Source organism: Arthrobacter sp. Cr_A7 (assembly GCF_029222765.1).
Taxonomy (GTDB): Bacteria; Actinomycetota; Actinomycetes; order Actinomycetales; family Micrococcaceae; genus Arthrobacter.
Genome location: NZ_JARHXQ010000367.1, coordinates 22,744 through 33,574, shown reverse-complemented (window position 1 = coordinate 33,574; position 10,831 = coordinate 22,744). Strand labels below are relative to the sequence as shown.

Sequence of the window (10,831 nt, the reverse complement as noted above, 5' to 3'; positions counted from 1 at the left end):
GAGAGGCGGCGCTGGGGTTCTCCGCTGCGGAGGAAGGCTGAGAGGAGTCGTCTGCGGCTCCTTCCGCCGAGGCGGAGACCCCGGACGTGGGAGCTCCGGCAGCAGGCCAATGGACTTCCGTCTCCGGAGCAGTCTGCAGGGCCCTGGCAAGGACCAGTTGGGCGGCGCGGGCAAGGAGTTCCGGGCTGGTGCCCTCCCCGGGAACCACCCACACGGCGAGGCCGCGGGCGGCAGCTTTGGGCTGGGCCAGCCGCGGACGGTAAGCCGTCCGCGGATGGTGGACTTCCACTGCCATGGCGCGTCCTTACACTCCGCCGCGGCGGATCAGCTTGCCCGTGGGGGTCTGGCCGTCCACCACGGCGCCGCGCAGGAACGTCTTGCGGACCACTCCGGAGAGCGCCTTGCCGTCGTACGGGGTGATGGGGTTCTTGTGCTTGAGCTTGGAGACGTCCACCACGAAGGCCTCATCCGGCGCGAACACCGCGAAGTCGGCGTCGTAGCCCAGCGCCAGCTGGCCCTTGTTGGTGAGCCGGGCCAGGTTGGCGGGCTTTTCCGCCATCCAGCTGACAACCTGCTCCAGCGGGATGCCGCGGTGCCGGGCTTCGCTCCAGATCAGGGACAGGCCCAGCTGCAGCGAGGAGACCCCGCCCCAGGCCACGGCGAAGTCACCGTTTTCCAGGTCCTTCAGGTCCAGCGTGGAGGGGGAGTGGTCCGAAACGATGCAGTCGATGGTGCCGTCCTGCAGGCCCTGCCACAGCAGCTCCCGGTTGGAGGCCTCGCGGATGGGCGGGCAGCACTTGTACGCGGTGGCGCCGTCGGGGATTTCCTCGGCCATCAGCGTCAGGTAGTGCGGGCACGTCTCCACGGTGAGCTTGACGCCGTCGCGCTTGGCGGAGGCGATCATGGGCAGCGCGTCCGACGACGACAGGTGCAGGATGTGCGCACGCGCACCGGTCCAGCGGGCCCGTTCGATGACCTCGGCGATGGCCTTGTTCTCGGCGCCGCGCGGGCGGGAGGCCAGGAACGTGGAGTAGTGGTCGCCGCCGGGGTGGGGTGCGCGGTCGATGGCGTGCGAGTCCTCGGCGTGGACGATCATGAGGGAATCGAAGGACTTCAGCTCGGCCATGTCCTCCTCCATCTCGTCCGCGTCCAGGTGCGGGAACTCGTCCACGCCCGAGTGCAGGAGGAAGCACTTGAAGCCGAACACGCCGTCGTCGTGCAGGGGGCGCAGGTCGGCCTTGTTGCCGGGGATGGCGCCGCCCCAGAACCCGACGTCGATGAACGCCTGGTCCTCAGCCACCTCACGCTTGAGTTTGAGGTTCTCCACCGTGGTGGTGGGCGGCACGGAGTTCAGCGGCATGTCGATGATGGTGGTGACGCCGCCGGCTGCGGCGGCGCGGGTGGCGGAGGCGAAGCCCTCCCACTCGGTGCGGCCGGGCTCGTTGACGTGGACGTGGGTGTCCACCAGGCCGGGAAGCAGGGTTTCGTCGTCGGCGAGTTCGATGATTTCGGTGCCGGCCAGGCCGTTGCCCAGCGGCTCGAGCGCAACGATCTTGCCGCCGCGGACGCCCACCTCGCGCGGGGCGATTCCGGCGGTGGTCATGATGCGCCGGCCCCGGATGACCAGGTCGTAACGGTCTTCAGACATGGAGGTCCTCCTTGGTACTTGCGGTGCGGGCGGGCCTTTCGGCCGCCAACCTCCCGCTGATCTGGGTGCCCAGCTGCTCCAGAAGCTGTCCGGCCTCTGCTATGCACCTGTCTACATTGCTTTCGAGCTCTGTCAAAGCGTAAATCTCCTCGAACCCGGCGGCGACCGCCTGCTCTTCCGCCAGCGTGGTGCGGCCGCAGACGGCGATGACCGGAACGCCCTGCGCGGCGGCTGCCCGGGCCACACCCATGGGGGTCTTGCCCAGCAGGCTCTGCTCGTCCAGGCTGCCTTCCCCGGTAATCACCAGGTCGGCTCCGGCCAGGCGTTCGGCGAGTCCCGTGAATCCGAGGACCACGTCGATTCCCGGGCGCCGGGTGGCGGCCAGGGCGGCGATGGCTGCGAAGCCAACCCCGCCGGCCGCCCCGGCACCGGGAGCCTCCGCTGCCTTGACGGCGCGGAATCCGATTTCCCTGGCCAGGACTTCGACAAACCTGGCCAGGGCGGCGTCGATCATGTCGACGTCCTGTTGTGTGGCGCCCTTCTGCGGGCCGAAAACCGCCGCGGCGCCCTGGGCGCCCAGCAGGGGATTGTCGACGTCGGACGCCAGCACAAAGCGTGTGTCCACCAGACGGGGTTCAAAGTGGGTGAAGTCGATGCTGTGCAGGTTTGCCAGCGCAGCACCGCCCGGCGGCAGTTCGTTGTTCCTTGCGTCCAGGAACCGTGCGCCGAGCCCCTGCAGGAGCCCCGCACCGCCGTCGGTGTTCGCACTGCCGCCCACGCCCAACACGATCCGGCGGCAACCGGCGTCCAGGGCAGCGCGGATCAGCTGGCCGGTGCCCAGGCTGCTGGCCGTCGTGGCATCCGCGGACGTTGGCTTTCCGCCGCGGGCCACCTGTGGCACCAGCGCCAGCCCGGAGGCGGTGGCCATCTCGATGACGGCCTCGTGGTCCCGGACGGCGAAGTCCGCGCGCACCGGCTGGCCGGTGGGGCCGCTCACCGTTGCCGTGCGGCGGGTGAAGCCGGAGCCGACGGCGGCGTCGAGGGTGCCCTCGCCGCCGTCGGCCACCGGAATCCGGACGACGTCAAGGTTGCCGCCGGCGCCACGCTGCAGTCCCTTTTCCAGGTGCGTGCAGACGTCCGGGGCGGAGAGCGATCCCTTGAACTTGTCCGGGGCAATGACGATGCGCATGGCAGTGCTGTCTTTTCTGGTCTAGGCCTGCAGGGCCAGGATGGCGGTGGGGGAGTCGGCGGCCGTCTCAGCCAGTTCCTCGAACTCGTTCACGGCGTTGATTTCCACACCCATGGAGATGTTGGTGATCTTTTCCAGGATCACTTCAACCACCACGGGAACCTGGAACTCGCCCATCAGCGCCTTGGCCTTGTCGAACGCGGCAGCGAGGTCGTTGGGGTCCTCCACGCGCACGGCCTTGCAGCCCAGTCCCTCGGCCACCTTCAGGTGGTCCACGCCGTACCCGCGTGCGGTTTCGGACAAGTCCGCGCTGTTGACGTTTTCGAACGCCAGGGACACGTTCTGCTCCATCTTGAAGCCGCGCTGCGACTGGCGGATCAGGCCCAGGTAGGAGTTGTTCACCACCACGTGGATGTACGGGAGGTTGAACTGGGCACCCACGGCCAGTTCCTCGATCATGAACTGGAAGTCGTAGTCGCCGGAGAGGGCAACCACGGTCTCGTCCGGCTTGCCGCGCACAACGCCGAGCGCTGCCGGGGCGGTCCAGCCCAGGGGGCCGGCCTGGCCGGCGTTGATCCACTTGCGCGGACCGAACACGTGCAGCATCTGGGCGCCGGCGATCTGCGACAGGCCGATGGTGGACACGTAGATGGTGTCACGGCCGAAGGACTTGTTCATCTCCTCGTACACGCGCTGCGGCTTGATGGGGATGTTCTCGAAGTGGGTCTTGCGGTGCAGGGAGGCCTTGCGGTCCTGGCATTCGGCAACCCAGGCGCTGTAGTCCGGCAGGGACCCTGCCGCCTTGCGCTCCCTGGCGAGCTCAACCAGCCCGGCCAGCGCCGCGCCGGCGTCGGACGCGATGCCCAGGTCCGGCGAGAACACGCGGCCGATCTGCGTGGGCTCGATGTCGATGTGCACGAACTTCCGGCCTGCCGTGTAGGTCTCCAGGCCGCCGGTGTGGCGGTTGGCCCAGCGGTTGCCGATGCCGATCACGAAGTCGCTCTGCAGGTAGTTCTCGTTGCCGTAGCGGTGCGAGGTCTGCAGGCCCACCATGCCGGCCATGAGCTGGTGGTCGTCCGGGATGGTGCCCCAGCCCATCAGCGTGGGGATCACCGGAACGTTGAGGATCTCGGCCAGTTCCACCAGCTGCGCGGACGCGCCGGCGTTGATGATGCCGCCGCCGGCCACGATCAGCGGGTGGCTTGCTGCGGTCAGCATGTCCAGGGCCTTTTCCAACTGCTTGCGGGAGGCCTTGGGCTTTTCGATGGGCAGCGGCTCGTAGGTGTCGATGTCGAATTCGATCTCGGCCAGCTGCACGTCGATGGGCAGGTCCAGCAGGACCGGGCCGGGGCGGCCGGAGCGCATCAGCTGAAAGGCCTTCTGGAACGCGCCGGGAACCTGGCCGGGCTCCAGGATGGTCATGGCCATCTTGGTGACGGGCTTGGCGATGGACTCGATGTCCACGGCCTGGAAGTCTTCCTTGTGCAGCTTGGCAACCGGGGCCTGGCCGGTGATGCAGAGCATGGGGATGGAATCTGCCCAGGCGGCGTAGAGGCCGGTGATCATGTCGGTGCCGGCGGGGCCGGAGGTGCCGATGCAGATGCCGATGTTGCCGTCCTTGGCGCGGCTGAAGCCATCAGCCATGTGGCTGGCGCCTTCAACGTGGCGGGCCAAGGTGTGGCGGATGCCGCCGTGTTCCCGCATGGCGGAGTAGAAGGGGTTGATTGCCGCGCCTGGCAGGCCGAACGCCTCGATGGCGCCTTCCTTTTCCAGGATGGCAACCGCTGCATCAACGGTACGCATCTTGCTCATGGTGTGCTCCTTGAAAGCTTTTGGTTGGGCCCGGTGGTTGAGCCTGCTGAAACCTGTTTTTGGGTGTGCTGAAGTAGCCCGGCGAGCCGTCGCGGGGCACTTTGGGGGAGTCGGCGTCGTAATTTACGACGGCGGCCGGCGTGTCCGTGTCAATGTGCCCCCTTTTGGGAGGGGGCACTGGGGGCTGAGCTTGTCGAAACCTACTCGCGGCCGGAGAGCTGCAGGACCTGCTTGAAGAGTCCGGAGTGGTCCAGTGCGCCGTCGCCCTGGTTGACGGTGGCGGCGACGAGCTGTGCGACGACGGCGCCGAGGGGGACGGCGACGTTGGCTTCACGGGCGGCGGAGGTGACGATGCCCAGGTCCTTGTGGTGCAGGGCGAGGCGGAAGCCGGGGTCGAAGTTGCGGTCCAGCATCTTCTGGCCCTTCTGGTCCAGGACCTTGGAGCCGGCAAGGCCGCCGCCGAGGACCTTGAGGGCGGCGTCGGTGTCCACGCCGTAGGCCTCGAGGAAGGCGATGGCCTCGCCGAGGACCTGGATGTTGACGGCGACGATCAGCTGGTTGGCTGCCTTGACGGTCTGGCCGGAGCCGGAGGGGCCGACGTGGACGATGGTTTTGCCGACGGCGTTCAGGACGTCCGACGCTGCGTCGAAGTCTTCCTTCTCGCCGCCCACCATGATGGAGAGGACGGCGTCGATGGCGCCCTGTTCGCCGCCGGAGACCGGTGCGTCGAGGGGGCGGATGCCGGCTTCGCGGGCGTCGTCGCTGAGCCGCTTGGCGACGTCGGGGCGGATGCTGGAGGCATCGATCCAGAGCGTGCCTTTCTTGGCGTTGGCGAAGACGCCGTCCTTGCCGCTGACCACGCCCTCAACGTCGGGGGAGTCCGGCACCATGGTGATGACGACGTCGGCGTCCTTCACGGCGTCGGTGATGCTCGTGGCGCCCTTGCCGCCTTCGGAGACCAGCTTGTCGATCTTGTCCTGGCTGCGGTTGAAGCCGGTGACGGTGTGGCCGGCCTTGACCAGGTTGATGGCCATGGGCAGGCCCATGATTCCGAGTCCGATGACTGCAACGTTGCTCATGATGGTTCTCTTTTCTGAAGTCTGTGTGGGGTTACCCAACTAGGTCGCAGTAGATGTCGTTTTGAGGGCTCTAAACGACATCTACTGCTACTCAGTTGGGCGGGGTGGGGATTACTGGCTGACGCGCTGGCGGATTGCCCAGCTGAAGGCCGTTTCCTGCGGTTCCTTGTATTCGAGGCCGATGTAGCCGTCGTAGCCGAGTTCGCGGCTGCGGGCGATCCACTCGCCGAGGGGAAGCTCTCCGGTGCCGGGTGCGCCGCGGCCGGGGTTGTCGGCGATCTGGATGTGGCCGAAGTCCTTGGCGTGGTTTTGGATGACGGACTCGACGTCGTCGCCGTTGACTGCCAGGTGGTAGAAGTCGGCGAGGAGCTTGACGTTGGTGGCGCCTGACTCGGCCTTGACGCGGGCGATGACCTTGAGTGCGTCGTCAGCGGTGAGGAGCGGATACTTGGGTGCGCCGCTGACGGGTTCGAGGAGGACGGTGCCGCCGATGCGGGCGACGCCTTCTGCTGCAGCTGCCAGGTTCCTGGCGGCCAGCTCGTCCTGCTCTTCGGGGCTGAATTCGTCCTGCCGGTTGCCGTAGAGGGCGTTGAAGGCCTTGCAGCCCAGGCGCTCGCCGATGCCGGCCACGACGTCGATGTTGTCCTTGAATTCGGAGCAGCGTCCCTTCCAGGAAACCAGGCCGCGGTCACCTCCGGGCATGTTGCCGGCGTTGAAGTTCAGGCCTGTCAGCTGAACACCGGCGTCCTTGATGGCGTTCTCGAATGCGGTGACCTGGGCGTCGGCGGGAACGGAGGACTCAAACGGCCACCAGAACTCGACAGCGTCAAAACCCGCTGCCTTTGCGGCTGCCGGGCGCTCAAGCAGGGGCAGCTCCGTGAGGAGGATGGAGCAGTTCACTGTGTACGTCATCGTAGGTCCTTCCGGGGAGGGCTTTGATCTATCTTCCCGCGCTTCCCCGGCCCTTCAACGGTTTCCGCTTTGTGGAATTTAGATTCTGCTTTATGAAAAGTGTAGGGAAGGGTGGGGCGGCGAGTCAAGGGGGCGTTCCAACCCCAGGCCGTCCTCCAACCAATGACGAACCTCGTTACAAAGACGAACCGTGGCACAAATAAGGAGCCAGGGGCTTGTGCCCCTGGCTCCCGTATGAGGGTCCTTCTATTCACTAATGATGCGAGTTGACGCCCGTCAATGTCTCGCTCTTTACCCATCCGGACCACTCAAGCCGGCCATGTCCTTTATCCACAGCGAACCTGATCTCGTGGTAAACCTCTTCCGGGCCACGGCGGTCAAGCCTACGGCTCACCTGGTCGTACCTGTCTTTGACCTCCTTGCGGTCGGCGCGGTGCACATAGATGTGGAATGCGTCGTGGTTGCCATCGTGCAGCCTTGTGTCGCGACCGCGATCCTTTTCATAGCGCTTCTGCTGGATGTGGACGACCTTTCTTCCGTCATCGCATTTCACGCTGATCGGGAAGTTCACCCAATCGCCGCGTGCATCGGTCGGTTTCAAAGGTTGGACGTTGCAGCCGTGTCGGTGGTCGCGGTCGCGGTCGTCATGGGCTGCAGCCGGGGCGGCGACAGCCGCGGCACCCGCGAGCAGACCGAATGAAAGGACCGGAACCAGGGCGATCTTTGCCCGGGTTGAACGGGTTTTCATAGTTGGAGTGATGGACATTTTTTGTGCTCCTGTAAGGATGCGATTCACCATTTTTGGACAGGTTGAGGCCGACGCGGCTGAACAAGCTCGTGGTTGATCAGCGTGACGGCCGCAGCCTGCCCGTCCCATTTTTTTAATCAGCGGCCCCGTCCGAGGCGGGGGGCTTAACGTCGGATCCGTCTGAGTGTTTGTGATCCGGTACGTTCAATCCTGCACCCGGATTTTGGCGCTGCGCTAGGGCCGCGCCTACCCTTTTAAACCCCGCATTTTAGGGGGAAAAACCCTCTGGTTTTCCAGTTGCAGCAGGAGTAAGCGCCGTGCCGTTTGGCTCCAAGGAAATTCCAAGTGGACCACACAGGATTCCCCCAATCTCCACTCGCTACCGTCAGGTGCATGGTTACTTGTTCAGTGCTTCGGTGTACGAATCCCGGCTCCGCCTTCACTGCGGGAAGCCACCCGGCTGCCACTCATCGCCGGGCCCACATTTGTGGTGAACACCAGGCACTGATCGAATCCGGCTCCCCTTGGGACATGGAGGGGTGCTCCATCCTGATAGGCCAGGACATGCCGCAGATCCTGGAGAACTGGTTTGCCCGCCCCAGCGTGGGGTCGGAGGGCTTCAGGCTCACCCTCGAAGTCGCTGGCCAGATCAAGCCCTTTGAACTCTTCCTGACGCCCACCGAGGCAAAGGTTCTGGCCTCGTTCCTGTGTGCAGCGAATGGTGACGCTGCCTGAGGGAAGGAGCTAGTGCGTAAGGTCCTTGCCCTTCGTCTCAGGGATGGTGAAGACAAACGCTGCGCTGATGGCCAGCAGCACCACCGCGTACACGTTGAACACCTGTGGCGCGCCCAGGGTCGTCCCCAGCCACTGCTGCAGGTACGGGGCGGTCCCGCCGAAAGCGGCCACACAGATGGAGTACGGCACGCCGACGCCGACGGTGCGGATGGACGTGGGGAACAGCTCGGCGTAGACGGCCGGGACAATAGCGGCGCTCGCGGCGATGAAGACCAGCATGACGGACATGCCTACGGCCAGCTGCCAGGCCGAGTCCTTCAGGAGCCAGGTCATGGGGAAGTGCATCACCGCGGAGCCGATCGCGCCGGACCACAGCACCTTCTTGCGTCCAATCCGGTCTGAGAGCTTGCCCCACACCGGCAGCGCGGCGATGAACACGACATTGGCGATTACGCCGGCCCACAGAGCTTCGCCGCGGTCGATCTTCAGCGCGGTGGTGGCGTAGCTGGGTGCCACCACGCCCCAGATGTAGTAGATGACCGTGAGGCCTACCGTCAGCCCGATGACCTGCAGGGCCTGCTTGCGGTGGCGGACGATCTGCGGCCAGATGGGCGCCCGCTTCTGAGAGGTGGTTTCGCCCTCGAATGCCTCGGTTTCATGCAGCCGCGACCGCATGATCAGCGCGTAGAGGCCCATCGCGGCGCCCAGCAGGAACGGGATGCGCCAGCCCCACTCGTTCATTGCCTCGGTGGTCAGCGCCATGTTCAGCACTGCGCCCAGCAGCGTGCCGAACAGGATCCCCACGGTTCCCGAGGTGTAGATCAGCGTGGCCCAGAATCCCCGGTGCTCCTTCGGAGCCATCTCGGAAAGGTACGTCTGGGATGACGGCAGCTCACCGCCGTGCGCCAGGCCCTGGACGAGCCGCGCCACCAGCAGCATGAGCGAGGCCCAGGCGCCGACGCTGGCGAATGTGGGTGCGATGCCGATCATGAGGCTGCCCAGCGATGCCAGGCCGACGGCGAGCGTCATGGATGTCTTGCGGCCCACCCGGTCGCCGATCCAGCCAAAGAGGAAGCCGCCGAAGGGCCGTGCCACGAAGCCGACGGCGAAGATCGCCAGGGTGGACAGGACGGCCGACGCGGGGTCCGCCTTGCTGAAGAGCTGGCTGGCGATGAACGGCGTGAAGGTGGCGTAGATGGCCCAGTCGTACCATTCAACGGCGTTGCCGATGCCTGTTCCGACGATGGTCTTCGCGGTGGACGTGCGTCCAGCCTGCTGCTTGTGCGCTGTGATGGACATGATGACTTCCTGGTGGTCGGTTCGAAGATGCTTGGAGTGGGATGCCGGGCAGCGGCGCTGCTGCCGGCGGTTACGACGCTGTTGAAAGTGCGGCAAGCCGCGTGATGGCGAGCTGGGCATAGAGCGCGGCTCCGTCAGCCAGCACGCCGTCGTCGAACGTGGCGTAGGGGGAATGGTTGAAAGGGGAGGTGGCAGGGTCGCCGCCCGGAGCAACGGCGCTGAGGCCCACGAACGTGCCGGGGACCTCGGCCAGCACCCGGGAGAAGTCCTCGGAACCGCTGAGTGGGGTTGCCCAGCGTGAGAGGCGGCTTTCGCCGAAAAGCGTGGAGATGACCTTCTCCGCCGTGTGCGTTTCGTCCTCATCCGTGATGGTGAGGGGGTACTCCTGCTGGTAGTCCACGTGGACCTCAACCCCGTGCGCAGCCGCAATGCCTTTGAGCAGGCGCGGGACGGCCTCCATCATTTTCTGCCGCGAGGCCTCGGAGAAGGTCCGGACGGTGGCCTCGATACGGGCCGATTCGGGGATGACGTTCCGCTTTGTGCCGGCGTGGAGTACGCCCACGGACAGGACCACGGGATCGAACATGTTGAACTGCCGGGTGACCATCACCTGCAGGGCGGTCACCATCTCGGCGGCGACTGTCACCGGATCCTTGGCCGCATGGGGGGCGGAACCGTGGCCCCCGGCGCCGAGGATGGTGACCTCAAGTCCGTCAGAGGCGCTGAGCATAACGCCCGGTTTGGTGCAGAAGGTGCCGTGCGGCTCGAGCGAGGAGAACACATGCATGCCGTAGGCAGCCTGGACGCGGGTTCCGGCTGCGTCCAGGACACCTTCGCGGAGCATGTAGCTGGCGCCGTCGAACCCTTCCTCGCCGGGCTGGAACATCAGGACGACGTCGCCCGCCAGCTGGTGCCGTTTCTCGGCCAGGAGGGTGGCGGCTCCGGCGAGCATGGACGTGTGTAGGTCGTGGCCGCAGGCGTGCATGGCGCCGTCGGTCCTGGACGTGTAGTCAACACCGGTCTTCTCCTGGACGGGAAGGCCGTCCATGTCCGCACGGAGGAGCACCGCCGGCCGCTGCTTCCCTTTTTCATTCGCGGCTGAGCCGGTGCCTCCGCGCAGCACGGCGGTGACCGACGTCGTTTCCTTGCCCAGCGTGATCTCGAAGGGCAGGCCGTCCAAGGCCTGCAGGACACGCTCCTGCGTGCGGGGAAGTTCCAGGCCGATTTCCGGCTGCCGGTGCAGGTCGTGGCGCAGGCGGATGAGGTCGTCCTGCAGGTCGCGGGCGTCGGCGGTAATCGTCACGAATAACTCCTTGGCATTGGCTTTCCGGCTTGTGGACTATTGTGAAGTGGTGTGGTTCACAATCCCTGAAAGCGCAGAAATTATGCAGGCTCTGCTTTCTGCAGGC

At 65.8% G+C, this 10,831-nt stretch carries 9 protein-coding genes and 1 pseudogene; 1 reads left to right on the top strand and 9 read right to left on the bottom strand.

All coding sequences use genetic code 11. From position 1 onward, the window contains the following. From P2Q66_RS21675 to P2Q66_RS21645, 7 genes and pseudogenes are all read right to left on the bottom strand, one after another. A pseudogene (locus P2Q66_RS21675) lies at positions 1-295 on the bottom strand (winged helix family transcriptional regulator); the annotation flags it as partial. 9 nt (positions 296-304) lie between these two features. Then, positions 305-1,648: an allantoinase AllB gene (gene allB / locus P2Q66_RS21670; RefSeq protein WP_079595225.1), complete on the bottom strand. Its 1,344-nt coding sequence runs from the start codon at positions 1,646-1,648 to the stop codon at positions 305-307. After that, a complete protein-coding gene (locus P2Q66_RS21665) occupies positions 1,641-2,837 on the bottom strand; it encodes a glycerate kinase (RefSeq protein ID WP_275731451.1) in 1,197 nt (398 codons plus the stop codon). Before P2Q66_RS21665 ends, allB begins: the two co-directional genes overlap by 8 nt. A 21-nt stretch (positions 2,838-2,858) precedes the next feature. Further along, entirely contained in the window at positions 2,859-4,649 is a 1,791-nt protein-coding gene (gcl, locus tag P2Q66_RS21660) for a glyoxylate carboligase (RefSeq protein WP_275731448.1), read from the bottom strand. Positions 4,650-4,849: 200 nt separating this feature from the next. Continuing rightward, the gene (locus tag P2Q66_RS21655) at positions 4,850-5,728 is read right to left on the bottom strand and encodes a 2-hydroxy-3-oxopropionate reductase (protein ID WP_275731446.1); all 879 of its coding nucleotides are present in this window, start codon (positions 5,726-5,728) and stop codon (positions 4,850-4,852) included. 111 nt (positions 5,729-5,839) lie between these two features. Further along, complete coding sequence (locus tag P2Q66_RS21650; RefSeq protein WP_275731443.1) at positions 5,840-6,640, bottom strand: TIM barrel protein; 801 nt, start codon at positions 6,638-6,640, stop codon at positions 5,840-5,842. A 253-nt stretch (positions 6,641-6,893) separates the two neighbouring features. Further along, a complete protein-coding gene (locus tag P2Q66_RS21645) occupies positions 6,894-7,406 on the bottom strand; it encodes a hypothetical protein (protein WP_139386195.1) in 513 nt (170 codons plus the stop codon). Between the two features lie 513 nt (positions 7,407-7,919). Between P2Q66_RS21645 and P2Q66_RS21640 the strand changes: the two genes are divergently transcribed. Then, the gene (locus tag P2Q66_RS21640; protein ID WP_275731441.1) at positions 7,920-8,123 is read left to right on the top strand and encodes a hypothetical protein; all 204 of its coding nucleotides are present in this window, start codon (positions 7,920-7,922) and stop codon (positions 8,121-8,123) included. Positions 8,124-8,132: 9 nt separating this feature from the next. Here the strand turns inward: P2Q66_RS21640 and P2Q66_RS21635 are convergent, their stop codons facing one another. Next, positions 8,133-9,422, bottom strand: coding sequence for an MFS transporter (locus P2Q66_RS21635; protein WP_079595219.1), 1,290 nt, complete (start codon positions 9,420-9,422; stop codon positions 8,133-8,135). A 70-nt stretch (positions 9,423-9,492) separates the two neighbouring features. Then, positions 9,493-10,725, bottom strand: a complete 1,233-nt coding sequence (locus tag P2Q66_RS21630; RefSeq protein WP_275731439.1) for a M20 family metallopeptidase — start codon at positions 10,723-10,725, stop codon at positions 9,493-9,495. Positions 10,726-10,831 lie beyond the last annotated feature (106 nt).